At 38.3% G+C, this 26,035-nt stretch carries 26 protein-coding genes; 18 read left to right on the top strand and 8 right to left on the bottom strand.

Annotation, left to right across the window (positions count from 1 at the left end):
* The first annotated feature begins 198 nt into the window (after nucleotides 1-198).
* The 6 genes from JNUCC51_RS03840 to mdh all read left to right on the top strand — a co-directional run bounded on the left by JNUCC51_RS03840 (nucleotide 199) and on the right by mdh (nucleotide 3,743).
* Entirely contained in the window at nucleotides 199-360 is a 162-nt protein-coding gene (locus tag JNUCC51_RS03840; RefSeq protein WP_337990916.1) for a hypothetical protein, read from the top strand.
* A gap of 287 nt (nucleotides 361-647) precedes the next feature.
* Nucleotides 648-1,238 (top strand): phosphate propanoyltransferase, encoded by a 591-nt coding sequence (locus JNUCC51_RS03835; RefSeq protein ID WP_337990915.1) that lies wholly within the window; start codon nucleotides 648-650, stop codon nucleotides 1,236-1,238.
* 12 nt (nucleotides 1,239-1,250) lie between these two features.
* Nucleotides 1,251-2,117 (top strand): phosphate propanoyltransferase, encoded by an 867-nt coding sequence (locus tag JNUCC51_RS03830; RefSeq protein WP_337990914.1) that lies wholly within the window; start codon nucleotides 1,251-1,253, stop codon nucleotides 2,115-2,117.
* 39 nt (nucleotides 2,118-2,156) lie between these two features.
* Complete coding sequence (locus tag JNUCC51_RS03825; RefSeq protein WP_053593749.1) at nucleotides 2,157-2,441, top strand: EutN/CcmL family microcompartment protein; 285 nt, start codon at nucleotides 2,157-2,159, stop codon at nucleotides 2,439-2,441.
* A complete protein-coding gene (locus JNUCC51_RS03820) occupies nucleotides 2,434-2,799 on the top strand; it encodes a BMC domain-containing protein (RefSeq protein WP_337990913.1) in 366 nt (121 codons plus the stop codon). The genes JNUCC51_RS03825 and JNUCC51_RS03820 overlap by 8 nt, the downstream gene beginning before the upstream one ends.
* Entirely contained in the window at nucleotides 2,799-3,743 is a 945-nt protein-coding gene (gene mdh, locus JNUCC51_RS03815; protein ID WP_337990912.1) for a malate dehydrogenase, read from the top strand. The genes JNUCC51_RS03820 and mdh overlap by 1 nt, the downstream gene beginning before the upstream one ends.
* A 251-nt stretch (nucleotides 3,744-3,994) precedes the next feature.
* Here the strand turns inward: mdh and JNUCC51_RS03810 are convergent, their stop codons facing one another.
* Nucleotides 3,995-5,137: an MFS transporter gene (locus JNUCC51_RS03810; RefSeq protein ID WP_337990911.1), complete on the bottom strand. Its 1,143-nt coding sequence runs from the start codon at nucleotides 5,135-5,137 to the stop codon at nucleotides 3,995-3,997.
* A gap of 62 nt (nucleotides 5,138-5,199) precedes the next feature.
* A complete protein-coding gene (locus JNUCC51_RS03805; protein ID WP_337990910.1) occupies nucleotides 5,200-5,796 on the bottom strand; it encodes a TetR/AcrR family transcriptional regulator in 597 nt (198 codons plus the stop codon).
* Between the two features lie 184 nt (nucleotides 5,797-5,980).
* Between JNUCC51_RS03805 and JNUCC51_RS03800 the strand changes: the two genes are divergently transcribed.
* The 5 genes from JNUCC51_RS03800 (at nucleotide 5,981) to JNUCC51_RS03780 (ending at nucleotide 12,347) form a co-directional block, all read left to right on the top strand.
* Complete coding sequence (locus JNUCC51_RS03800; protein ID WP_337990909.1) at nucleotides 5,981-6,805, top strand: MerR family transcriptional regulator; 825 nt, start codon at nucleotides 5,981-5,983, stop codon at nucleotides 6,803-6,805.
* Between the two features lie 24 nt (nucleotides 6,806-6,829).
* The gene (locus JNUCC51_RS03795; protein ID WP_337990908.1) at nucleotides 6,830-7,813 is read left to right on the top strand and encodes a serine hydrolase domain-containing protein; all 984 of its coding nucleotides are present in this window, start codon (nucleotides 6,830-6,832) and stop codon (nucleotides 7,811-7,813) included.
* 281 nt (nucleotides 7,814-8,094) lie between these two features.
* On the top strand, nucleotides 8,095-8,535 hold the full coding sequence (locus JNUCC51_RS03790; RefSeq protein WP_337990907.1) for a CcdC protein domain-containing protein: 441 nt from the start codon (nucleotides 8,095-8,097) through the stop codon (nucleotides 8,533-8,535).
* Nucleotides 8,536-9,567: 1,032 nt separating this feature from the next.
* Nucleotides 9,568-10,719: an RNA-guided endonuclease InsQ/TnpB family protein gene (locus JNUCC51_RS03785; RefSeq protein ID WP_337990906.1), complete on the top strand. Its 1,152-nt coding sequence runs from the start codon at nucleotides 9,568-9,570 to the stop codon at nucleotides 10,717-10,719.
* A 191-nt stretch (nucleotides 10,720-10,910) separates the two neighbouring features.
* The gene (locus JNUCC51_RS03780) at nucleotides 10,911-12,347 is read left to right on the top strand and encodes a carboxypeptidase M32 (RefSeq protein ID WP_337990905.1); all 1,437 of its coding nucleotides are present in this window, start codon (nucleotides 10,911-10,913) and stop codon (nucleotides 12,345-12,347) included.
* A gap of 58 nt (nucleotides 12,348-12,405) precedes the next feature.
* Here the strand turns inward: JNUCC51_RS03780 and JNUCC51_RS03775 are convergent, their stop codons facing one another.
* From JNUCC51_RS03775 to JNUCC51_RS03760, 4 genes are all read right to left on the bottom strand, one after another.
* Nucleotides 12,406-14,067: a b(o/a)3-type cytochrome-c oxidase subunit 1 gene (locus JNUCC51_RS03775; protein WP_337990904.1), complete on the bottom strand. Its 1,662-nt coding sequence runs from the start codon at nucleotides 14,065-14,067 to the stop codon at nucleotides 12,406-12,408.
* Nucleotides 14,054-14,545, bottom strand: coding sequence for a cytochrome c oxidase subunit II (locus JNUCC51_RS03770; RefSeq protein ID WP_337990903.1), 492 nt, complete (start codon nucleotides 14,543-14,545; stop codon nucleotides 14,054-14,056). Before JNUCC51_RS03770 ends, JNUCC51_RS03775 begins: the two co-directional genes overlap by 14 nt.
* Nucleotides 14,546-14,798: 253 nt before the next feature.
* A complete protein-coding gene (locus tag JNUCC51_RS03765; protein WP_268636764.1) occupies nucleotides 14,799-14,921 on the bottom strand; it encodes a hypothetical protein in 123 nt (40 codons plus the stop codon).
* Between the two features lie 359 nt (nucleotides 14,922-15,280).
* A complete protein-coding gene (locus JNUCC51_RS03760; RefSeq protein ID WP_337990902.1) occupies nucleotides 15,281-15,736 on the bottom strand; it encodes a chemotaxis protein CheX in 456 nt (151 codons plus the stop codon).
* Between the two features lie 601 nt (nucleotides 15,737-16,337).
* Here JNUCC51_RS03760 and JNUCC51_RS03755 point away from each other — a divergent pair.
* Together JNUCC51_RS03755 and JNUCC51_RS03750 are read left to right on the top strand one after the other, a co-directional pair.
* Entirely contained in the window at nucleotides 16,338-16,952 is a 615-nt protein-coding gene (locus tag JNUCC51_RS03755) for a pyroglutamyl-peptidase I (protein ID WP_337990901.1), read from the top strand.
* A gap of 164 nt (nucleotides 16,953-17,116) precedes the next feature.
* Nucleotides 17,117-17,227, top strand: a complete 111-nt coding sequence (locus JNUCC51_RS03750) for a LamB/YcsF family protein (RefSeq protein ID WP_337990900.1) — start codon at nucleotides 17,117-17,119, stop codon at nucleotides 17,225-17,227.
* Nucleotides 17,228-17,325: 98 nt separating this feature from the next.
* Here JNUCC51_RS03750 and JNUCC51_RS03745 read toward each other — a convergent pair whose 3' ends face one another.
* Together JNUCC51_RS03745 and JNUCC51_RS03740 are read right to left on the bottom strand one after the other, a co-directional pair.
* On the bottom strand, nucleotides 17,326-17,646 hold the full coding sequence (locus tag JNUCC51_RS03745; RefSeq protein WP_337990899.1) for a DUF4183 domain-containing protein: 321 nt from the start codon (nucleotides 17,644-17,646) through the stop codon (nucleotides 17,326-17,328).
* A 33-nt stretch (nucleotides 17,647-17,679) separates the two neighbouring features.
* Entirely contained in the window at nucleotides 17,680-18,105 is a 426-nt protein-coding gene (locus JNUCC51_RS03740; protein WP_337990898.1) for a DUF4183 domain-containing protein, read from the bottom strand.
* Between the two features lie 834 nt (nucleotides 18,106-18,939).
* Here JNUCC51_RS03740 and JNUCC51_RS03735 point away from each other — a divergent pair.
* The 5 genes from JNUCC51_RS03735 (at nucleotide 18,940) to JNUCC51_RS03715 (ending at nucleotide 25,884) form a co-directional block, all read left to right on the top strand.
* Nucleotides 18,940-22,551: a dynamin family protein gene (locus JNUCC51_RS03735; RefSeq protein WP_337990897.1), complete on the top strand. Its 3,612-nt coding sequence runs from the start codon at nucleotides 18,940-18,942 to the stop codon at nucleotides 22,549-22,551.
* Between the two features lie 10 nt (nucleotides 22,552-22,561).
* Nucleotides 22,562-23,371, top strand: a complete 810-nt coding sequence (locus JNUCC51_RS03730; RefSeq protein WP_337990896.1) for a sulfurtransferase — start codon at nucleotides 22,562-22,564, stop codon at nucleotides 23,369-23,371.
* Between the two features lie 779 nt (nucleotides 23,372-24,150).
* A complete protein-coding gene (locus JNUCC51_RS03725; protein ID WP_337990895.1) occupies nucleotides 24,151-24,276 on the top strand; it encodes a hypothetical protein in 126 nt (41 codons plus the stop codon).
* Nucleotides 24,277-24,356: 80 nt separating this feature from the next.
* The gene (locus JNUCC51_RS03720) at nucleotides 24,357-24,482 is read left to right on the top strand and encodes a hypothetical protein (RefSeq protein WP_337990894.1); all 126 of its coding nucleotides are present in this window, start codon (nucleotides 24,357-24,359) and stop codon (nucleotides 24,480-24,482) included.
* A gap of 571 nt (nucleotides 24,483-25,053) precedes the next feature.
* Complete coding sequence (locus tag JNUCC51_RS03715; RefSeq protein WP_337990893.1) at nucleotides 25,054-25,884, top strand: MBL fold metallo-hydrolase; 831 nt, start codon at nucleotides 25,054-25,056, stop codon at nucleotides 25,882-25,884.
* Nucleotides 25,885-26,035: the final 151 nt, after the last annotated feature.

Here is a 26,035-nt window from a genome sequence, read left to right as displayed (position 1 = left end):
AAAAGCGACGGAAAGAAGCTCTGGAGCGACTGAAGAAGAGCAGAAGCGACTGAAAGAAAAGCCGAAGTGACGGAATGAATGTCTGGACCGACGGAAAGAATCCTCGGATTGACGGAAAGAAGGTCCGAATAGACGGAAGGAAGTCGAAACGACGGAAAGAAGAGCCAAAGCGACTGAAAGAAAAGCCGAAGTGACGGAATGAATGTCCGGACCGACGGAAGGAATCCTCGGATTAATGGAAAGAAGGTCCGAATAGACGGAAGGAAGTCGAAACGACGGAAAGAAGAGCCAAAGCGACTGAAAGAAAAGCCGAAGCGACGGAATGAATGTCCGGACCGACGGAAGGAATCCTCGGATTAATGGAAAGAAGGTCCGAATAGACGGAAGGAAGTCGAAACGACGGAAAGAAGAGCCAAAGCGACGGAAAGAAAAGCCGAAGTGACGGAATGAATGTCCGGACCGACGGAAAGAAGGTCCGAATCGACGGAAGGAAGTCGAAACGACGGAAAGAAGAGCCGAAGTGACGGAAAGAATCCCGGAACCGACGGAAAGAACATCATAAACGGAAGGGCAGGATGTTACAATTGCGCTTCATCCTGCTTCATTTCCTATAACAATATAGCGAAATAGATATAGAGGTGGCTAACTTGAATACAGCGACAAAAACATTTCCTGTGGCCATTTCAGCTCGTCATATACATGTCAGTGAAGAGGATTTACAGGCACTTTTTGGTCCGAATGCAGCGTTAACAAAGGATTTTGATCTTTCGCAGCCAGGGCAGTTTGCAGCTAAAGAGCGTGTCTCTATTGAGGGACCAAAAGGTGTTCTTCACAATGTACGTGTACTAGGTCCAGTAAGAGCGGCAACACAGGTGGAAATTAGTCGAACAGATGCAATGAAATTAGGATTAACCCCTCCTTTGAGACAATCGGGTGATATCGAAAGTTCAGCTGGCATCAAATTAATCAATCAAGAAAAAGAAATAATCATTGAGCAGGGAGTTATTATTGCACAGGCACATATTCATATGACGGAAGAAGACGCATCAGCATTGGACGTACAAAATAATGAATTAGTATCTGTTGAAGTTGATAGTGAGCGACCTGTGACATTTCGTGGGGTTGTAGTTCGTGTATCAAACGATTTTAGTCTAGAGATGCATATTGATACAGATGAAGCAAATGCGGGCTTTATTGAACAGCAAGCACAAGGAAGAATTATCAGATCATTGACATAAGGAGGAGGTTAGATGCAGGAAAATTTAATCCAAAAAATTGTTGAAGAAGTATTGCAGCAAGTTTTAAAAGATCAGCCTTCCTCTCAACATGACGGAAAAATCCCTATTGGTGTATCAGCACGACATGTACATCTTGCTCAAGCGGAAGTGGAGCAGCTTTTTGGTGAGAATTATCAATTAACACCGAAGTTTGAGCTTTCACAGCCAGGACAGTTTGCTGCTGAGGAAACAGTTGTTATAGCTGGTCCAAAGGGTTCCATTGAGCGGGTACGCATTTTAGGTCCAGCACGTTCATTATCTCAAGTAGAACTTAGCTGGACAGACGCGATGAAATTAGGGGTTAAGCCACCTTTAAGGGTATCAGGAGATATAAAAGGCTCTAGCCCCGTTACACTTATTGGTCCAAAGGGCAGTGTCGTGCTAAATGAGGGACTCATTATTGCACAAGCACATATTCATATGTCGCCAACTGACAGTGCTCGGTTCCAAGTAGTGGACGGACAATCGGTACAAATTAAAGTAGAAGGTATAAGACCGATTATTTTATCAAATGTAATGATTCGCGTTTCAGAGCGTTATCGATTGGAGATGCATATCGATACAGATGAGGCAAATGCCGGTTTAATCCAACAAGGTGCATTTGCGGAAATTGTCAATGCTCAAGCTAACGAACAAATGAATGTCAAAGAACTTCCGCCAGTCGTAAGTCAGGCTGAAAAACCAGTAAGCTATCAATTTGATAAGAAACTACTTTCGCAAGTAGAAGTGCTTGAAATAGAGGCACAGGAAATTGTGGTTCCTAAAAAAACAATTGTGACAGCATTGGCGTATGACAAAATACGAGAGCTGAATAAGACGTTAACAATTCGCTCTGAGTAATTTTAGTATAATCCATGCAGGATAAAGAGGGTGAAGTTCATGCAGATGGGAAGAGTGATAGGGAGTGTATGGGCAACACGCAAAGAAGAAGGGTTGAATGGCTTAAAATTATTAATCATTCAACCAATCGATTCCAATCAACAGCCGATTCGTACAGAAATTGTAGCAGCTGACCGTATCGGGGCAGGAATTGGAGATGATGTGCTCATTACAAGTGGTGGATCATCCCGTTATATTATGAAAGAAAATCCGTTACCTATCGATGCGGTCGTTATAGGTATTATTGATTCTACAGAAGTAATGCGAGGTGAAGAGAATGAGTAGCGCTATTGGAATGATTGAAACAAAAGGATTAGTAGGTTCTTACGAAGCTGCTGATGCGATGATTAAGTCATCAGATGTAACTATCGTCAAGCAAGAGTTCGTCGATGGTGGGATTGTGACAGTAGTCGTAAAAGGTGATGTTGGTTCTGTCCAGGCAGCAGTAGAAGCTGGAAAAGCCGCTGCAATGCGTGTTGGAGAACTATTAGGCGCTCATGTAATTCCGCGACCAGATGAAGATGTTTTTCAAATGATTAAAGGACCAGAAGCTCCAAAGAAAAAGCCAGCATCAACTCCAACATCGACGCGTGCTAAAAAAACGACGGAAACAACAGCTACAGAAAATCGAGGTGAGGCTTAATGACATTTCGAAAAAGTAAAATCGCTGTTATTGGAGCTGGTCATACTGGTGCAACTTTAAGCTTATTTTTAGCCCAAAAAGAGCTAGGAGATGTTGTCCTGTTAGATATTCCAGAAGCGGAGAATCCAACAAAAGGAAAGGCGCTGGATTTATTACAAACAGGACCAATCGAAAAGTTTAATGTTTCTATTAAAGGAACGAGCAATTATGAGGATATAGCCGGAGCAAATATTGTCATTATTACAGCTGGTATTCCTCGTAAACCAGGCATGAGCCGAGATGATTTAGTGACAACGAATGCAAAAATTATTCAACAAGTATCTAGACAAATAAAACATTATGCTCCGAACAGCATAGTCCTTATATTAAGCAATCCAGTTGATGCCATGACATATGTTTGCTATAAGGAAACAGGCTTTCCAAAAAATCGTATCATCGGTCAATCAGGTGTGTTAGATACAGCGCGTTTTAATACATTTGTAGCACAAGAACTGCAAATTGCACCAGAGGATGTATCAGGATTCGTCTTAGGTGGACATGGCGACGAAATGGTCCCTTTAATTCGATATTCCTATGCTGGAGGTATCCCATTAGAAAAACTGATTCCTCAAGACCGACTACAGCAAATTGTAGAACGCACACGTAAAGGTGGCGGAGAAATTGTTGGTTTGTTAGGCAATGGTAGTGCTTATTATGCGCCAGCCGCTGCATGTGCACAGATGGTTGAAATCATCATGAAAGATCAACGTAAAATAATTCCTTCTATCGCCCTTTTAGAAGGAGAGTACGGTTACCACGAATTATTTTTAGGGGTACCGACAATATTAGGTGGCAATGGCATTGAATCAGTTATTGAATTGCACCTGACAAATGAAGAAAAAGCGGCGCTCCATCAATCGGCAGAAGCCGTTAAACAAGTAATAACACTTTGTCAAAACATTTAACTTCTTTGATATGTAGGATCCCCAACTATGTATCTGTTGTTATAAAATTTAGCTCGTAAAAATGTTTGATTGGAAACCGAACATTGTACTTAAAAGCTAGTTAAAATTCCCCCGTATTTTTTATATAAAAGTAGAAGCTCTCCTTAATCGTGAAAACGATGGGAGAGCTTTTTTAGTACACACACTCAAATTGAGCAATTAAAAAAAGAGGTGAATGTTAGGAAAAACGGCTTGCTAGCCACCGGAACCCATTAATTTTCCTTCCTTGTATGTAAATATGGGAATAATGATAGTAATCCTAAGATAGCTAAACAAACACCAATCCACAGAGGTGATATATAGCCATATCCATTACTAATACCTAGGCCCCCAAGTGATGAACCAATAACAATACCAAGCGTAATAAAAGAACTATGAATGGTATTTATCATAGTGCTATTATTAGCAGTTTTCATCACCCTCGCCACCATAGCTGGATTCATTGCTACGCCAGTGAAGCCAATAAAAACAGTAGTAATAGCTGCAATATATTTATTTTCAGCTCCTAAAGCAAATAAAGACAATGCTACGATTAAAATAATCAATCCACACAAAAGTGTTTCCATTGTATACTTATCAGCAAATTTGCCAATCACTATATTCCCAATGACTGTTGCACTACCATAGAGAGCAAGCAAAAATGGAATACTTGCGCTTGAAAAGCCTGTGATATTTGTAAAAATAGGCGTGAAATAACTAAAGGCTGCAAATGTACCACCTATAATAAACATACTTGTTATGTACGCTGCCAAAAGATGAATATTTTTAAAGTGCATGAGCTCATCTTTCCAGTTTAATCGTGCTTTTTTTGGCGATGATGGAAGTAACAATTGAATCATAATCCCCGAAACTAGTACGAGAATAGAAACAAACCAAAAACTCGTACGCCAACCAAAATTTTGCGAGATAACTGTTGTTATAGGTAAGCCTAAGACTGTTGCGATCATTAAACCTGCAAGAACAATGGATGCAGCTTTTCCCCTTGAATTAGAGGTAACCAAAGTTGCAGAAAAGGATATGGCAACACCAAATGCTGAAGATGAAGCAATACCGGTAATAATGCGTGAAACCATCATAACATCATAGTTCCAAGCGATAGCTCCGAGCGACTGGCCGATTAAAAATATAAACATTAAAAATAATAATGCTTGTTTACTGCGTATTTGTAAAAGAGTTGCAGTTAAAATAGGTCCTCCTACTACCATTGCTCCTGCATAAGCTGTAATTAAATACCCAATTGAAGATACAGAAACCTGAAATGCTAGAGTAAGCTCGTTCATCATACCTGCAACCATAAATTCAGATGTAGTCATACAAAAAATTGCTAGAGCTAGTAAATAAATAATCGATGGCATAAAAACACTCCTAATTTATTATTGTAACGATTGGTACAAAAATGATGCTAAAAAAGAGCGCACTAAGCGCCAAAAATAGATTCCAATGTTCCTTTCATAATCTGCTCAGACAACACCCGATTTTGCATCGAAACATTAAGAACACGAAATCCGTAATAACTGCTTAAAAATAGACTAGCTAATTCCTCGGCTGTTTGATTTTTTGAAATTTCGCAAGTTTGCAATCCTTCCTCCATTACTTTTTCAATTGCTAGTTTAAGAAGCTCGACATGTCGCGAGAAAATTTCTTGAACCATTAAGTCAATATTAGCTCTTTCCAAACTCGCATTAATTAATAAACAACCCTTTTGATCAATATTCTCAAAATCTTCTTTCAATGCCCATTCGAAAAAATTACATAACCGCTCTTTCAATGTAATTGGAGCATTTAATAATTCCTGCTGTTCCTTAATTCCAAACTCATGATAACGTTCTAATACTTGTTTATATAGTTCATGTTTACTACCAAAAGTATTGTATAAGCTGCCTTTCCCGAGTCCAGTATCATTGCATAAATCCTGTGTAGAGCACCCCTCATACCCTCTTATCCAAAAAGTTTTCATAGCTACATCTACAATTGAGGAATAATCAAACTCTCGGGGTCTGCCTCGTTTAGTCAAATTTATCCACCTCTCATTTACATTAATAGAATATCTTTTTTTGTACTAAATGGTCAATAAATTTTTTCAATCAAGGAAATTAAAGATAAAGGTAGTAAAGCATAAGTCTTAATTGACTTTGCCCTAAGGGGAAGGTGTATAAATGAATTGTAGACAATAACAAATCTTTGAGTGAGGTGGTTTTGTGCTATCAATTGGAGAATTTTCGAAGATATGTGGTGTCTCGACAAAAACACTTCGATATTACGATGAAATTGGATTAATTAACCCAGATGAGATAAATACTGAAAGCGGTTATAGGTATTATTCCATCGAACAACTAAAAAGGATGCTCTATATCAATCGGTTAAAATCGTATCATTTTTCTCTTGAAGAAATTAAAACTATGCTGGAAATAGAAGAGGATCAATCCGAAGAAATGCTTTGTTCGGCGCTTAACAATAAGAGAAATGAGATGCAAGAAAAACTAAAGGCTTTTGAATATCTTGTAAAACAACTAAGTCATGATATTGCAAACTTAGAAAAGGGGATACCGATCATGTCGTACCTTGACGCTATCGAAGTACAGTTGGTTGAAACAAAGCCAATGAATATCCTTCATAAGCGACTCATAATGAGCAGTGATGACTATGCATCGGGATATGGTGACTATTTTAGCAAGCTATACGAAAAGATTGCGACGGAGCAGCTCACTTTACTTGGAAAGCCGATGACGATTTACCACAGCCCTGAATTTAATCCTACTGGTAATGATACTGAGTTCGCTATTCCAATAGCTGAGTCTGTCAAAGGAACGAGAGATTTGCCTGGAAGCCTCTGTGCTAAATCTGTTTTAAAGGGGGCATATCCAGAATTAACATCTGTCTATGCTAATTTAATGAAGTGGATTGAAAACGAGGGTTATGAATTGATATTGCCGCCATATGAAATATATGTAACAGATCCACGTCAAGTAAACTCCCCTGAGGATTACATTACGGAGGTATATTTTCCTGTTAAGAAAAAATGACAAAATAACCATTAGGAGGTTCCTATGCAAACAACAATAAATTGGCACACGGTAAAGTCTGAAAAGCTTTCCAAGCTAGAGCACACGATAAAAAGTGATTATACCAATATAAATGGTATTGTAATAATTAGAAATGGTAATTTAGCATATGAAAAATATTTTAATGGGAAAAGTCCTGATGATTGTCACCACGTAGCATCTGTAACCAAAAGTGTACTATCTGCACTTATAGGCATCGCTATCGATAAAGGATATATTAAAAGCGTTGAAGAAAAGGTGTTAGATTTTTTCCCTAAATATATTTCTGATGCTAATAAGCAGAAACAACAGATTACTATACGACATCTTCTCACGATGACAGTACCTTATCCATATGAGGTTTGGAATGAGCCGCTAGATATTCTATGTCAACAGCAGGATTGGATAAAATATACACTTGATATTATAGGTGAAAATGGGGAAATAGGCGCTTTTAAATACTCCACAGCTGGAGCACATTTATTGTCAGCTATTCTTACTGAAAGTACTGGCAAGAGTGCACGAGCGTTCGCTAATGAACATTTGTTTACACCGCTTGGCATGAAAGAAATTCCTAACAATAAAATGAACGCTTATGGGTTTGATGATTTATTCGGAAAAAACGTTAAGGGGTGGGTACATGATCCAAACGGTTATTCGACAGGTGGATGGGGACTAACATTAACTACTCGTGATATGGTACGATTTGGCTACCTTTATTTAAACAATGGCGTTTGGGATCATAAAAGGATTCTCTCAGAGACATGGATTCGTGATTCAACAGAGATGAACTCTAATAATTACGGTTATTTATGGTGGCTACGACAAGAAGACGGACTTTCTACATATTCAGCTATAGGGGATGGAGGCAATATGATTTGTTGTATTCCAAAAATGAATATGGTTGTGGCAATTAGTTCAGAATTCATTATGAATCCACGAGATAGATGGCCGTTAATTAAAGAGTATATAATTCCAGCAGTATTATAATATTTTTGTTGTACATAAAAGAAGATAAATGAGTTATCAAACTACTTATACCCAAACTTACATTTAAGTTGATCCTCTCCGAGTAGAAATGAAAAGGTGGCAAAAGTCTTTTACATTCCTAATTGGGGAGGTTTTTTTATGAGAGAACAAAGTCTTTTTAAGGTACTTCTTTGAAATTACATCTACAAGAGGGAAGTAGTTTAAAAAAATGGACTATTATTATTATCTTTTAAAATATACTTTTATTAAGAATTTATTTTTAAATAAAGAGAGGGTAATAAATGAGTAGCTACTTGGTTATCCTTTTAGTCATTATTCTTCTTATGTTAAGGGAGAAAAAAGTTAGACCAACTCGAATGTGGATATTACCAATTTTGTTAATTTGGATACCGAGTACTTCTATTTTAAGTTCAGATAATTTAACGCCGAAAAGCTTTATCTTGTACTTCATTTGTTTAACAATTGGCATAGGTATCGGGATATGGAGAGGAAAATTAGAAAAAATTCGTGTTAATCATGAAAGAGGAGTCGTAACTACACAAAGTTCTGTCGCTGGAGTTATTTTATTTCTTGGCATTCTTCTTTTACGAGTACTTGCAGCAAAATGGGGGAAAGATCATGCTGTCATATCATTAACGAATGCTCTTATGTTTATACCGCTTGGTAGTGTATGTACTCGTCGGTGTATTATTTATATGAGATACAAACAACTTATGGGATGAAAAAATACGGATTTAAAATGTTTCTTTTCGCAACACCGGTTGCGTGAGTTTCTCCAATAAATGGCTATCCAATGTACTTCACGTTAGTGAAAGCACCGTGAAGACGCTTCTCATTCTACAAAAAACTGTGCAGGGGATCGAACGCAAGCAGTTGTACGAAAGGTATAATAAATTATAGAATTTAATCACCTACTATGCGATAAAAAATACTATAAAGTCCATAATATACAAAATATTCGAAAACATGATAAAATAGTATCGTGAAAAGGAGGATGAAGTATGACTGTTCAACAATTTACTGATTATGTGAAAAAAATGAAGCACTACGAAGAAGCATTAAGTGTGATTTATTGGGTAACTAAACTGTTACGATAAATTCAGGCAAAACTATACAAATCTGTATAGAAGCATAGATTTATAACAGAATACCCTTCGTATCAAGCGATTGGTGCGAACTCCACGTTAATTGCTTTTAACTCCTAAAGCCTTGTGACCAACGCGGAGCTGGAAACGGCAGACGTAACGGTGCGAAAGCAGAAAAAACAACAAGGATGGCATAAGCTGAAAAAAATTACTCAGTGTCCGTAAAGGATCATCGTGACAACGGAAAACGGTGGCGCTAAGTGCTTTGACAATGGATGTTTAGCAGCGAAAGTCCTAAATCTCTAATGAGACAAGGAAAACGTTCAACGACTATCTCCTTGAGGGAGAGTAAAACCGCAAGCGAATGGCGGAAGAAAAATGTGGCTCTTATTTAGAAGGTAAGATGAAGATATAGTCTGCGCTTATGTGAAAGCATAAGAGGTCTACTCGTGAGAGAAAGACTGCATGAAGGGTTGCGCCTTCGTGTGAACAAGAAAAATATATACAAATATAAAAAATGTTAACAACCTCTCTAAATAGGGTAATGTGATTTTATCATAGTGAAAGAGAGGTGGTACGCATGGAATTAATGTCCATTGGGAAATTTGCTAAACAAAAGTTGGTCATTGGCTATTGTCGAGCCAGTACATCAAGTCAAGGTGAAAAACAATGATATTGGCGACAAAGATTAAACTAAAACCAACTAAAGAACAAGAGGTTTTATTTTGGAAGTCTGCGGGGACTGCGAGATGGGCTTACAACTATTTCTTGGCTGAAAGCGAACGTATTTATAACGACGAGAAGCGTACAGTCAAAGAGGGCGAAGTTCGTAAGAAAATCAATAACGAACTGAAACCAACAACGCATAAATGGCTTAAGGGAGTCGGAAGCAATGTGATGAAGCAGGCCGTAAAAGATGCGGATATTGCTAGAAAGCGTTGGTTCGAAGGATTGACTGAAAAGCCAAGGTTCAAAAGCAGACGAAGAAGTAAAGTTAGCTTCTATGTAAATTACGAAAGTTTAAAACGAACAAATGAAGGTTTTAGAGGTGAAAAGATTGGCATTGTAAAAACTTGCAATGCACTTCCTAAGCTTAAAAAAGGTCATAAATATTCAAATCCACGCATTTCATTTGACGGACGAAATTGGTTCTTATCCATTGGATATGAGCAAGAATTTGAGCCATTTGATGTAACAGGTGAAAGTTTAGGAATTGATGTTGGGATCAAAAAATTGGCAGTTTGTTCTGATGGCGAATTCAAAAAGAACATCAACAAAACCAAAGAAGTCAAACGATTAGAGCAAAAGTTGAAGCGAGAACAACGACAACTAGCTCGTAAACTGGAAGCCAACACAAAAGCGTATACTAAAGAACGAAAGCCAATCTATAAAATACCTTTAAAGAATATGAAAAATGTTCAAAAGCAAAACGCTAAAATTCGTAATTTATATAAGCGACTGAACGACATCCGAACAAATCATTTACATCAGTGTTCTAATGAGATCGTGAAAACCAAGCCATCTCGTATTGTAATGGAACATTTACATGTAAAAGGTATGATGAAAAATAAACATCTGGCGAAGGCTGTAGCCGAGCAAAAGCTATATGAATTCAAACGGCAAATTCAATATAAATGTCAAAAATACGGAATTGAATTTATTGAAGCCGACAGATGGTTTCCGTCATCAAAAACTTGTTCTAGTTGTGGACAAATCAAATCCGATTTGAGACTGAAAGACAGACTATTTATCTGCTCTTGTGGATTAAAGCTGGATAGAGATTTGAACGCAAGCATTAATTTAGCAAATTATTCAATCTAAGGAGCTTAACTAGAAATAAACCTTAGATGTGTACGCAACGATACTGCGGAATTTAAGCCTTTGGAGAGTCATACTAAATGGTAGTAGCTTTTTGCGAAACCAGACTCGAAGAATAAGGAAGACACAAATACGAAAGTCGGAAGATATAAGTTGTGTCACAGTAGAGATGTCTACATTTTTTAGAAATGTATATGTTTTTCGTATCGGACATGCGTACCGGTGCTCCAAAGAAGGGATTAGCTCAGCGCTCAGAGGTAGTCGGAACATTATCTGCCTCCTTATTTGACATGCAAACTAGTGAAGAGTTAGGGCAATTACTAACGAATCTAGAGGGGCGAAAGGCAGATCTTGATTATGTTACGCTGCGTGTATTAGAGGAAGTACGTAAAGAGTATGATCAAAATAAAAAAATTCCGGCTGATGAATATAAGGAATTCGTAATTCTACAAACTAAAGCGGAAACAGCATGGGAAGAAGCAAAGGAAACAAATAATTTTGCTTTATTCCTACCTTATTTAGAGGAAATTATAAGCTGGCAGAAGAAATTCATTCAATATTGGGGTATTAAAAACGGTTCTCCATACAATACATTACTAGATTTATATGAACCTGAAATGACGACTGATGTTTTAGATCAAGTTTTTGGTGAATTACGTGAAACAATCGTTTCTCTTGTGCAAAAAATCGCAGATTCACCAAATAAACCAGATACAAGCATATTATTTAAGCATTTCCCTCGTGAATCTCAGCGTGCATTATCATTAGAAATATTAACACAACTTGGCTATGATTTTGATGCAGGTCGCTTAGACGAAAGTGTGCATCCATTTATGATTGGCTTAAATCATGGAGATAATCGTATTACAACAAAATATGATGAGAAAGATTTCCGCTCAGCAATTTTTGGAACAATCCATGAATGTGGACATGCCATGTACGAACAAAATATCGATGTGAAGCTTGATGGTTTACCGTTAGCAACGGGTACATCTATGGGGATACATGAATCCCAATCTTTATTTTATGAGAATTTTGTAGGTAGGAACGAAAAGTTCTGGGAGCATAACTACGAGCGACTTCAAAAGTATTCACCTGAGCAATTTGGCGATGTAGCATTAACTGATTTCCTGCGAGCAATTAATATGGTGGAACCATCGTTTATTCGCATTGAAGCAGATGAGTTAACATACCCATTACATATTATGATTCGTTATGAAATTGAACGTGACCTATTTAATGGCGATCTTCAAGCGAAAGATCTTCCACAAGTATGGAATGATAAATACGAGGAATATTTAGGTATTCGTCCTGAGACAGATGTAAAAGGGGTACTACAAGATATGCACTGGTCAGGGGGCATGTTTGGCTATTTCCCATCCTATGCTTTAGGAATGATCTACGCCGCACAATGGAAGCATGCAATGGATAAAGATATTCCAAACTTTGATGAGCTATTAGAAAAGGGTGAGCTCCTGCCAATTCGAGAGTGGTTAACAGACAAAGTCCATCAATATGGTGCACTGAAAAAGCCGTTCGAATTGCTACAGAATGCGACAGGCGAAGGCCTAAACGCGAAATATCTAGCAACCTATTTACAAGAAAAATATACGAAGTTGTATCAGCTCTAAAGTAAAAAGCGATTTCTCAGCTAGAGAAATCGCTTTTTTATGAAGATGCAACAGAATGTTACCAAAGCTTATAGCCTTTAGAGCCAGGTGGGGAGTTAGAAATAATATCGATAATTGGAATAGTATAAGCAAATAAAATTAATGCTACTAAAATAACAAGCCATACTTTAAAGTTCTCTAAGATAGCTGGTGTAGTACCCCCGTTTTCATGTACTTCACCAACTGGGAATTCCTCTTCGCCTTTTGGTGCAAACCATGCTAATTTCACCACAATATAAAGGATGATTATGATAGCGATGAACAGGATTGTACCACCAACAGCTTGAGCGATTTGATAAGGAATCCAATCATAAGCTTGTTGAGCACCTCCATACTCAGAGTAATCGGATCTACGAGGTGCACCGATCAGACCAGCAATATGCATAGCGGAAGACATTATTGTCATACCAGTAGCCCATAAAATAGCTGCAAAATTACCAAGATTGTTTAAAGATTTAGTCAATGTGCGACCTGTTAAATGTGGAATTAACCAAAATGCCGCACTGAAATAAGTTAATACGACGGCTGTTGCAACTGTTAAATGGAAATGTCCTGTAACCCAAATAGTATTATGGATTAATTGGTTCATTTGGTAAGAAGCATTGACGATACCGCCTGCGCCACCAGGAATAAACGCTACCATACCGATAAATGGTACGAAGAAACGAGCATCTTTCCATGGTAATTTTTTGAACCAGCCGTAAAGACCTTTGCCACCTAATTCACGACCACGTAATTCAAACATTGCAAACATCGAAAAGGCAGTCATTAAGGATGGTACGATTACGGCAAATGTTAAAACAACTTGAATGAATTTCCATGTGCCAGAAATACCAGGCTCTGTTAATTGGTGATGAATCCCAACTGGTACAGAGAAAATTAAGAATAGCATAAATGATAGTCTTGCTAAAGAATCAGAGAAAATTTTTCCGCCAATAACTTTCGGAATAATGACATACCAAACCATGTAGGCAGGTAATAACCAGAAATACACAAGAGCATGACCGAAATACCAGAATAATGTACGTGATAATGCTACGTCAACACGTTCAATGAAGCCTAAAGACCATGGAAGTAGCTGGAATAGAACAGAAGTAGCTACGCCTAAAGTTGCTACGAACCACATGAGATTGTTGACAACAACCATAAATGATAATAATGGGCTTCGTTGTCCGCTTCCTTTGTTATCTTTCCGCCACTGTGCATATCGTAAAATTTGACCTGCGCCGCCAACCCAAGAACCAACCACGACTAATGTAAGGCCTAAATAGAATATCCAGTGAGCTTTCAATGGAGCATAGAACGTATATAAAACAGTTGCCTCATTAAGTAGAACCATTGTTGCAGCTGCTGCCGTACCGATAGTCATTAACCAGAAGCCAATCCAGCCAAGGCGACGTTGACCATCTGAAAAAGTCCCTGACGTACGGCTAACACTGGCAATTTGGAAACCAAAAATAAAGAATGTTGTTAAAATAAGACCGAGTAAAACACCATGTACGGTTAAAACTTGATAGTAACCAATGCCTGCTGGTAATGTAAATTGTCCAGAACGAACGAAAACTTGTAATAAACCTGCAAGACCCCCTAATAACAATGCGATGAATGCAACGTAAATATGTGCCATCGCTAGCTTCGCATCACGACGATCCACTTTTGTCAAATTTTTATTGAGACTCATTTGGCTTCACCACCTTTAGCATAGAGTGCATCATCGTATGTCCTGTACCACAGTATTCATTACATACGATTAAAAACTCTCCTTCTTTATTTACTGTAGTTACATATTCCGAAATGTAACCTGGTTCAAGCATCATATTAATATTTGTACCTGCAACTTCAAAACCGTGCATTACATCTGCGCTTGTTGCGATAAATTTCACCTTAGCTCCAAGAGGAACTTCAATTTCTGGAGGATCGTAATTAAATGCTGATGCTAAAACAACCACTTCATAATCCCAATCCTTACCCTCTACTTTATGAACACCAGGATTATCGAAGGGGGCAAATTCTTTTACTTTCTCATAATCTAGTGTTTTTTTACCATTGTTCGGATGTGAGCCTTGATGGAATGCACCGATGCCTAGAATGATAAGGAATGCTACTAAAGTAGCAGCTCCAAACACAAGCCAATATTTTTCATACTTATGTAAGTGCATATGTCTCTGTCCTTTCTTAGTAGAATCAATTATGCCTTGGCATAATTGCGTCCGGAAACGGCTTTGTGCTTAGGCCTGCAAATGTTTTTTGTGCGAAAGCGTAGCGACAGCAACACAGCACCGACGCAGGTCAGTTAGCCGTTATCGCATGGATGCGATGATTTTAGGCTAACATCCTCTAAGAACTCCTTTCCGATTCCGGGTCATCCGCCGGAGGCTTTAATTTCTTTCAGTTGAAACCCGCTGAAAGAAGTTAAAAACGATTCATGAACAAATCGAAGCAGTACACCCAAAGTAAGATAATAATGATTCCTACTCCAAATACCGCATAGAGTGAACCTTTTAAATTTTCATCTGACTTTTTTTTATTTGCCATTTTTGCTCCTCCTACGCTTTTAATGTGTCTTTCTTATTGCCAATGATATATAAATAAATTTCTTTTTGATGTGAAAAAAATCACACTTCTTAGCGAAATATGTGAAAAAAGTGTGAAAAAATGAGGAGGAAATAAAAAATAGCCACCTCAATAGTCATTGAGATGGCCACTTATTGGATAAGATTAGAGTGATTTTTATTAAAATTACTTATTTTTTAAGAAATTTTACAAATTGAAATATAGACTTGAGCATAATGGAGCATCCTCTGTTAATTAAAGAGAATGAAAAAGAGTGTTCATAAATGTTTGATGTATTAGCATAGGATATATCATTTGGAACAGTTCGATATTCTAGTACTCTATTCTCCTTCAATAGTTAAAAGAACTGTCAGCGGACCAACGTTTGGAATTGTAACAGGGAGTACAAATGCTTTTTCAAAGCCGTATAACTTCGTGTTGCCAACCATCACTGTTGGCGGTGTGATATCAATTTCCAAGCTTTCTTGTCCTACGGTAGTACATAAATTTCCTGCAAACATATTTCCGAATTCCCCTGTAAAGGATTCCAACATTTCTCCTTCAAGAGGCATACCGAACATCGTATTGCCGATGCCGCTAAATATTTCTGGAGAAGAATCAATGATTACACGGCCCTTTAAATCCCCTATTAAACCAATTAAAACACCCATTTGCTGTTGTTGAAATGGTTCAGAAATAATACTAGGAGTTTTCACCTCTATATCCATGGGCAGGATCGATTTTAAAGCGTGAATTGTCCCATTTAAAATAGTTTGAAAGTGCTTCGAATTACTCATCGTTACCGCATCCTTTTTCCGACTTTTCTACATCTTACCATGTTGAAAGGGTAAGATGAAAGTATGACTTGACGAATTAGAGGGAAATTTATATTATATTAATGAGAATGATTTTCAAAATCAATAAATGGACGTTTAAGTCTTTCAAATAATAATTTTATATAAAAGGAGCGGTCAGCGATGACATTCGTATTTATTGGAGCGGCAGTGGTTATCTATATTGGAGTGGGAAAACACGTCATGAAACAGGCGACTGCACATTTGAAATAAGAGGATAACAGTATCTACAATTTCTATAAAAGTAAGGCGTGGTCTAAGTAATTTTGAGATCATGCTTTTTTTATTTATCCTATAGTAGCAATAACGACAATAAGAGTTGTTTGTTTTTTCAGAAATATATTGTAAAAGGGAATTGTTTTTTTGTAGAATTAAACAAATCAGTGCGGTACTATTTGATAAAAAATGATACATAAGATTAAAAAATTCAATAAATGACTGATTCTCTAAGCAATCAATCAGAGTTATAGTATCTGCACCAATAAATAAATATAAGATAGGGATGAGGAATCAAGCGACGTCCTTTAGAAATTAGGTGATGACAATGACAAAGATATTATTAACTGGGTTTGTACCATTTCTTGATTATAAAATCAATCCAACAATGCAAATTGTGGAAAATTTAAATGGAGAAATGATGGATGGCTATGAAATTGTAGGACGCATTTTGTCAGTAGATTTTCAGCAATCTGCTCAGCAGCTGAAACAATATATAGCTGAGACAAAGCCACAAATCATTATTTCATTAGGTTTAGCTGGAGGACGTTTTAAAATAACGCCTGAGCGAATTGCTATTAATATTAAAGACGGTGAAGCAGATAATAATGGTTATATACCAGTAGATGAGAGCATTTATGATGGTGGTGTAGATGCCTATATTACGAATTTACCTATTAGAAATATGGTGAATCGTTTATGCAAAGAGGGATATCCTGCGGAAATATCAAATACGGCAGGTACCTATTTATGCAATAATATTATGTATGAAGGGCTAGCTTACGCAAAGCAACATAAAGGGATTCGTGCTGGATTTATTCATATTCCTGCGTCATTTGATTTGGCGATTCAGCATGGAAAAATACCGGGATGGAATATTAATGATTTAATAACTTCTATTAGGCTCTGTATCGAGGAGACAATTCGTGCAACAAATGATTGATTTTCCTACTACGAAGTGGATTAGCCAACAGACCCTCCATTTTGGTAAACCGTTGCAGATAATGCGTAGGCATGTTCACAACTTTTCTTAGGTACAAGTTAGAGTAGCAAGGTAAAAAATCATGTTGGTCAAAAGCCGATTCATGACGCAATTTTGCCGAGGTTATGTCAGTACAACAAAAGAAAATCAAAATTTCCGCGCAAACATTATGTATACACGGAGATGGTCCACTTGCACTGGACTATGCTAAAAAAATTTTTAAGTTAGAAAAGTAGTATGGATGCCATGAAATATTCTAAGGCATCCATTTTTGTTTATATGAGGTTTATCCTTTTACTCATGAAATAAAGTATCTCTTATTTACTTAAGGCGATTAAAGTGTAGTCACTAATTCAACAGCCTCAACAATAATTGGTGTTCCTGTTGGTAAAGTTCCTGTAACAGTATGGAATGTTAATTCCGCTCCAGAAACTGAATAAGAACCACCTTCTTGAAGCACCCCATTTATATATAAATTATAGTACCCGTTTGTAACGATGGGGAAAGTAGTTGCAGCAGTACCACTATCATTTAAAAAGGTATTAGCGGCAACCGTTGTACCATCAGTGATCGTTAAGGGTGCAGCTAAAACATTGAAAAATCTTGTCGAACTTCCTGAAACATTGACATGAATATTAATAATAGACAGCGCCAATTAATTTTCACCTCCTTTCATTGATTTGCAATCTTACTTTGTAGAAAATCCTAATGATTCTATGATGATTGGTGTACCCCCATAAATTGTTGAATTATCTGGACTTAAGGTTATCGAGGTTGGAGTTAAGGTGTAAATTCCACCTTCTTGCATGACGGCATTGATATAAAGATTAATGTAGCCATTCGGATTAAAAATCTTAAAATCAGTTACTGGGTTCCCACCATCATCCCAAAATAGGCTAGCTGCTAGAGTCGCCCCGTTAGTTAAATCAATATCTGATGTAGCAATATAGAAATATCTATTTACTGTTGGAATAATATTTCCAATAGGATCAATGACCGGGGGAGGGTCTAATGAAGGAATGGTACTAGCTTTTATACGTGGCCAAATAAATCGATCTTCACACCCACACCCACATTTTTGCTCGATTTTTTGGTGATTCCTAAAGTTCACCATATCTTTATCCCTCCATTTAATTAATTTTTTCCCAAGTTAACTTTGTAATTTTCTATTATTAGTATTGCAATCACACATCAAATTTTTTTAAAACTTAATTTTCCTTACCTTAAAATATGAAAAAAATTATTATTTGCTTAGTTGTACATCTATTTTGAAATAGAAATTACTAGCTTTATAAAAAAATAATGGGCTACCACCATAAATTGAGGATGACATTTGTTAAAACTTAGACTTGCAAAAGTTGATTGGAGTGGAGACTATTTGGGGGAGTAATAAATGAACGAAGGCTAAAACTATCACGTCCTGTGATAACGCCATCGTCACTACCGTCGTGTTAGCCCGCCTTCAGGAAAGCGCTCAGTCGGAACGGAAATCAACCACGTTTTTATAGTGGGCCTGAAAAATGCATAAATTTTTTTGATTAAACAGGACGATATGGATGAATATGGCGTCTGAAACCTTTATATATATGCTTTTTAAAGTAAATAAGTGTTATACTTTATTTGTCGAATAAGGTAGAATACTAATTATGACTATCTCCATTCATAAAAACTACTTCCACTGAAGTGGTTTTTATGAATGCGGATATAGTTCATTTCCAAAACTAGACTGAAATAGAGGAACTCAGTCTAAGAACGCCACGTCCTGTGGAGTGACCAACATCGTGTTGGCCTAATGCCTCCGGCGGATGTCACGGATTTTTAAAGGAGTGAATTGTGCTCGCACAATTCAAAATCCGGACGCATTGTTTATCTGCGCGAAAGCGAAGCGACAGCGGCAATTACGCCAAGGCGAAATTTGATTAATATGAATAAAGGGGTTACTGTTTTTATGAAAGATTTTGAACAACAGTTGGAGGCGCTATTAAAGCAAGCTTCGTTACAATACATAATTTATCAGCATAATGGTGATACAGAGCGTATGGATAAGACATCACTTTTTGCACGTAAAATACAGCAAAAAGAATATGTTATTGGCTTTGCTGGACATTTCTCTGCTGGTAAATCAAGTATGATTAACGCACTATCAGGTGAAGATTTACTTGCGTCTAGTCCTATTCCAACGAGTGCCAATATCGTTAAAGTCCATAAATCAGATGAAGACTTTGCGATTGTCTATATGCACAATGAGAAGCCTGTAAAATTTGAAGCAGGTTATGATTTTAAAACCGTGAAAGAGCTTAGTAAAAATGGGGACCTAGTGTCACAAATTGAAATTGGTCATAGTACATCGACATTACCACTAGGCGTTACAGTTATGGATACGCCAGGTGTCGACTCAACAGATGATGCACACCGTATGTCTACAGAGTCAGCCCTTCATATTGCTGATATCGTATTTTATACAATGGACTACAATCACGTGCAATCAGAATTGAATTTTCAATTTACAAAGCAATTAATGAAGTACAATCCAAACGTTTATTTAATCGTAAACATGATTGATAAACATAATGAAAATGAATTAAGTTTTGAGGAATTTAAAGCAACAGTTCACAATTCCTTTGCGGCTTGGGGTGTAGTACCAAAAGGTGTGTTTTTCACTTCATTAAGAGAACCTGAGCACCCTTATAACGATTTTAAAGCTGTAAAGAAAATTGTTATGGATAGTATGAATGATTGGCAAGATCAACTTGTACAGACTGCATCAAATACGCTGCGATTATTACAAAGTGAGCATGATGCTTATTTAACAGAAGAAAGACAAGATCGTTTAGACATCGATGAAGATGTATTAAGTGCCGATGACTGGGCAAACCATAAAGATATTTTAGAGCAGTACAATAAGCTAAATCGTCAAGTTGAATTGTTCTCAATTGAGGCATGGAATGAAACGTTCGAAGATCAACGTAAAGAACTTCTTGCGAATGCTGCCATTATGCCAGCTGATTTACGCGATAAATTACGTCTGTATTTAGAGAGTCAGCAGGATGGTTTCAAGGTAGGGGGATTATTTACTGCTAAGAAAAAAACAGAGGAAGAGCGTAACCGCCGTAAAGAGGATGCCTATGTTGCCTATCAAAATGTTGTCCATGCACAGATTACTGGACATTTAAAAGGGTTAATGAAAAAGGTGTTAAAGGATGTCAGTGCATTAAATGAAGAACGTGCTACAGCTATTGATGCCTACGCCTTTGAATTACCATTCTCACTTATTGAGCAGCAGGTACAAGTTGGAGCTATATTAACTGGGGATGCCGTTCTAAACTTCGCAAACCGTGTGGCAGAGGCAACAAAACGCTACTTCATCCAGGAAACAGATAATTGGAAAGATGCACAAGCAACAACTTTAGAAGCGGTGGCTACTGAAACAGCTGCTCCATCTAAATTAAAAATGGCCGGGATGCAAGCGAAAGTTGATGCTATTCAGTCAGTGCTTGAAATCGAGGGCTATCAGCAATATAGTGCAAGTATTATGCATCAGGCAAGCAATGAAATACGTAAGCTAGCAAATCAACAGCTTACAAACTGGGATCATGCCTTTAAGCAAGATTTAGCAGATATTCGATTATTTGATGAATCGATGTTAAAGCCAAAAGAGGAGGCGTTACAGCAAGAAGAGGCACAGCAAGCAGTAAGTGCTACAAGTCTTCCTATTGAAGGTGTAGTTAAGCGTGCACTTCATACGGCAAATGCGGTAAAAGATGTACAAGGCTTTGCAGAAGTAGCAAGTTACTTAGAAAATAAAGTAGAACGATTACAGAAAAAGGATTTCACAATCGCGCTTTTCGGTGCATTTAGTGCAGGGAAATCTTCATTCTCTAATGCATTAATGGGTGCGAAAGTTTTACCTGTATCACCAAACCCTACAACGGCGGCAATTAATAAAATTCGTCCTGTGACTCCAGAGCATCCGCATGAAACAGCAGATGTACTGTTAAAAACAGCTGACCAAATGCTAGAGGATATACAAGCTTCATACGCAGCAGTTGGTTTATCAGTTTCTTCTTTAGAAGAGGCATTTAATCGTGCAGATGAGGGACTTGCGGTGCAGCTATCGGACGAACGCTTAAATGTGCATAAATCATTTATTCGTGCATATAAAGAAGGATTCCCAACATTTAAATCTGAGCTTGGAAAAGTATTACGTGTTAATCGTGAAGAGTTCGAAAAATTTGTTGCGCAAGAAAATAAATCATGTTTTGTTGATAATATTGATTTCTATTATGATAGTCCGTTAACACGCATGGGTGTGACACTTGTTGACACACCAGGAGCAGATTCTATTAATGCGCGTCATACAGGTGTTGCGTTTGAATATATTCGTAATGCAGATGCAATCTTGTTTATTACTTATTATAATCATGCTTTTGCTAAAGCTGACCGCGAGTTTTTAATCCAACTTGGGCGTGTGAAAGATGCCTTCGAACTTGATAAGATGTTCTTTATCGTCAACGCGATTGATTTAGCAACAACAGAAGAAGAGCAGGAAGATGTTAAGGGTTATGTACGTTCAGAGCTACAACGCTTTGGCATTCGCTTCCCTCGACTTTACGGTGTGTCAAGCTTATTGGCGTTAAAAGAAAAAGTAGAGGGTGCTGATTTAACATCAGGTATGCCACCATTCGAGGATGCATTCCACTCATTCTTAAATGATGAATTAAGTGCATTGGCTGTTCAGGCGCTTGCAGAAGAAGTCGATAAAACGGAGCAACGTTTAGGTGACTTAATTGCGCAAACAGAAGAGAACTTAAAGCGTAAAGATGAGCGTTTAGAGGAATTAACAACTCTTGAACAGCATATAAAATCGAAGTTTAATACGCTTAATACAAGTATGTTAGAAAGCGAAACGAAGCAAGAGCTTGATGAATTACTGTATTATGTTCTTCAGCGTGTGTATTATCGTTACCCAGAGTTCTTTAAGGAAGGCTACAATCCTTCAACATTTGCAGCAATGCCGGCTCAGCAAGCATTAGAGCATGCTTTAAAAGAAGTAATGCAAAGTTTACGCTTTGACTTTACACAAGAAATGCGTGTAACAAACTTCCGTTTATCACAGTTTATTAGTAAGAAGATGCAACAGCGCTTTAAAGATGAAGTACGTGAGCTAAAAGAATTAAACCGTAGCTTCTCATTCTTAGCGTTTGAATCTTCTGAGCCAGATTTACTTGATTTTGAAGGGCCATTTACAGATATCGCGAAATATTCGGGTGTGAAATCACACTTCCGCAATCAAAAGGCATTCTTTGAGAAGAATGAAAAAATGAAGCTAAGTGAAGCGCTTGAGGTATTAACAAAACCAGATGCGCAAAACTATTTAGATTCACAAAAAGTATCCTTAATGACATGGGCTATTACTTTTATTTCTGAGGAAGCGGAGAATTTACGTCTGCATATTTTCCATCAGGCACTTGAACAAATCGCAACAGAAAGACTTGCACTTCAGGAAGAAAGTCGATTAGCTTCTTGGAAAGCTATTTACGAACAATTACAATACGCATGAGGTGATTCATTTGGGAAAAGTATTCAAATCAGTTGAGGAAATTCAGTTAGATGGAGTCCGTTTCGTAGATGCTCGCTTTGATTTACAAAACAAAGAGGCGGGGAATAAAATATTTGAAGAGTCACACGCTCCTGGAGCGATTTATATCGATTTAGAGCAGGATCTATCAGATATGGGCTCTAACAATGGTCGCCATCCTATGCCAAATAAGGAAAAATTATCGGCAGTATTCCAAGGATTAGGATTAAGTTATGAGGACCAAATTGTCGTTTACGATCAAGGAGCGGCACCATTTGCACCTCGTGCTTGGTGGATGCTGACATATGCGGGCTTTCCAAATGTAGTAATTGTGAACGGTGGTGCACCTGCTCTAGAGGAAAAAATATCTTTCACAAAAGACATTATAAAATATCCACCGACTACAATTGAGTTTGTTTGGCGAGATGAACTATATGCTCCACGTGAAGCAGTTAAAGCCATTGTAGATGGAGAAGTTGAAGCAACGTTGCTTGATGCACGTGCCGCAGCTCGCTACCGTGGTGAGACGGAGCCTCTTGATTTGGTTGCTGGGCATATTCCAACTGCGAAAAACTTTGACTGGGAGCAATTAAAATCAGATGGCCGTTTGCAAGCCAATGATGCGTTACGCAGCAAGGTTTCTCAAGACGAGCACGTTGTTGTGTATTGTGGAAGCGGTGTTACAGCATCACCATTGTATGCAGTGCTAGCAGATGAGGGTTACGAAAATATTCAACTGTATGTAGGCAGCTTTAGTGACTGGATTACACAATATGATGTAGAAAAAGGAACAAATGAATAAATGATAGAAGAAGAAACGCTCACTTCGGTGGGCGTTTTTTTTGTTTTTATTGGAGTGGAAGGGGAGTAAGAGGCAAGTTGAAGGATAGAAATCAGAGCGCCGGAAAGAAAAGCAAGATGACGGATAGAAATCAGAGCGATGGAAAGAAAAGCCGAAGCGACGGATAGAAAGGCAAGAGCGGCGGAAAGAAGAGCCAAGGTGACGGATAGAAATCAGAGCGACGGAAAGAAAAGCCGAAGCGACGGATAGAAAGGCAACAGCGGCGGAAAGAAGAGCCAAGGTGACGGATAGAAATCAGAGCGACGGAAAGAAGAGCTGAAGCGACGGATAGAAAGGCAAGAGCGACGGAAAGAAGAGCCGAGGTGACGGATAGAAATCAGAGCGACGGAAAGAAAAGCCGAAGCGACGGATAGAAAGGCAAGAGCGACGGAAAGAAGAGCCGAGGTGACGGATGGAAATCAGAGCGATGGAAAGAAAAGCCGAAGCGACGGATAGAAAGGCAAGAGCGGCGGAAAGAAGAGCTAAGGTGACGGATGGAAATCAGAGCGACGGAAAGAGAAGCTGAAGCGACGGATAGAAATCAGAGCGATGGAAAGAAAAGCCGAAGCGACGGATAGAAAGGCAAGAGCGGCGGAAAGAAGAGCCAAGGTGACGGATAGAAATCAGAGCGACGGAAAGAAAAGCCGAAGCGACGGATAGAAAGGCAAGAGCGACGGAAAGAAGAGCTTAAGCGACGGATAGAAAGGCAAGAGCGGCGGAAAGAAGAGCTGAGGTGACGGATGGAAATCAGAGCGATGGAAAGAAAAGCCGAAGCGACGGATAGAAAGGCAAGAGCGACGGAAAGAAGAGCCGAGGTGACGGATAGAAATCAGAGCGACGGAAAGAAAAGCCGAAGCGACGGATAGAAAGGCAAGAGCGACGGAAAGAAGAGCTTAAGCGACGGATAGAAACGCAAGAGCGGCGGAAAGAAGAGCTGAGGTGACGGATGGAAATCAGAGCGACGGAAAGAAAAGCCGAAGCGACGGATAGAAAGGCAAGAGCGGCGGAAAGAAGAGCTGAAGCGACGGATAGAAATCAGAGCGACGGAAAGAAAAGCCGAAGCGACGGATAGAAAGGCAAGAGCGACGGAAAGAAGAGCCGAAGCGACGGATAGAAAGGCAAGAGCGATGGAAAGAAGAGGGAAGGTGACGGATAGAAATCAGAGCGACGGAAAGAAAAGCCGAAGCGACGGATAGAAAGGCAAGAGCAACGGAAAGAAGAGCCGAAGCGACGGATAGAAAGGCAAGAGCGGCGGAAAGAAGAGCTGAGGTGACGGATGGAAATCAGAGCGACGGAAAGAGAAGCTGAAGCGACGGATAGAAATCAGAGCGACTGATAGAAATCCAAAGTAGTGGATAGCACCGCTAAAATCGTGGATAGCACCGTCAAAATGATGGATAGACTCACCAAAATCGTGGATAGCCTGCCAAAGCGAGCAACTATGAAACAATATATGTAGATTGTACCCCTGCTACAGCAAGCTGTACTTTTTTAATGATTGTAAAATTCGATGCCATGGTCTCTCTATTATTAATACTGAGAGTTTTAATAGAAATCATCAATCGATGCGAGTTATGATGTGTTCATAAAATGACTGGTTATTCATTTTATGCTACACTTTTTTTACAAAAGGGGGGAGAAGGATGTTTAAACGAGAGAAAAGTATAGAGATTCAACAAAATCGTGATGTGCAATGTGCTCACGGTAAAGTGGCAGTTCAGGGGATTGGAATGAGTGTTTATAGTTTTTTTATGGATGGATTACTAATTGATACCGGCTCATACTCACTTTCACAGGAGTTCCAATCCTTTTTTAACGAAATACAGATTGAACAATTGGCGCTTACTCATTCTCATGAGGATCATTCAGGAAATGCAGCATGGCTTCAGCAACATAAGGATGTACCTATCTATATTCATCGCGATTCGGTAAGTGTTTGTGCAAAGGATGGAGACTATCCTTTTTATCGCCAGGCGTTATGGGGTGAACGACCGGCGTTTAATGCTCAACCATTCGGTGATACATTGCAAACGAAGTCAGCTACATGGGATATAATTGAAACGCCAGGGCATACGACAGATCATTTATCATTTTACAATCGAGAAACAGGTGCTTTGTTTACAGGTGATTTGTATATACAGACGAAAACTAAGGTTGTCCTTGATGAAGAGAATATCGTACATACCTTGGCGTCTTTGAAGAAAATATTAAACTATGATTTCGAAGAAGTTTATTGCTGTCATGCGGGCTTTCTAGCAGATGGTCGTACGAAAATACAAGAAAAAATTGCTTATTTAGAAGAAATGGAGAGCAATATAAGGCAATTATTTGATAAAGGTTATACGGTAGAAGAAATGACAAAATCAATATTTTCTCGTGATTACCCGATTACAAAAGTATCAGGAGAACAGTGGTCTTCCAAACATATTATTACCGCTTTTATAAATCAATTTACGCAAGAGTCCTTAAAATAAGGGCTCTTTTTTGTTGATTAACGAAACATTGCGTTGGAATAGGGGAAAGCAGAAATTAAAAATGAATACTTTAGGATACATAATAAAAAACTTTGTGAAAAAATGTGAAGAAAATGTGACGGAACCAGATGAAATAATGGATACGCTTACA

It is taken from the genome of Lysinibacillus sp. JNUCC 51 (assembly GCF_015999525.1).
GTDB classification, from domain to species: Bacteria; Bacillota; Bacilli; order Bacillales_A; family Planococcaceae; genus Lysinibacillus; species Lysinibacillus xylanilyticus.
Note: the sequence above shows the minus strand (reverse complement) of the source record. Positions and strands in the feature narration are given on the sequence as shown.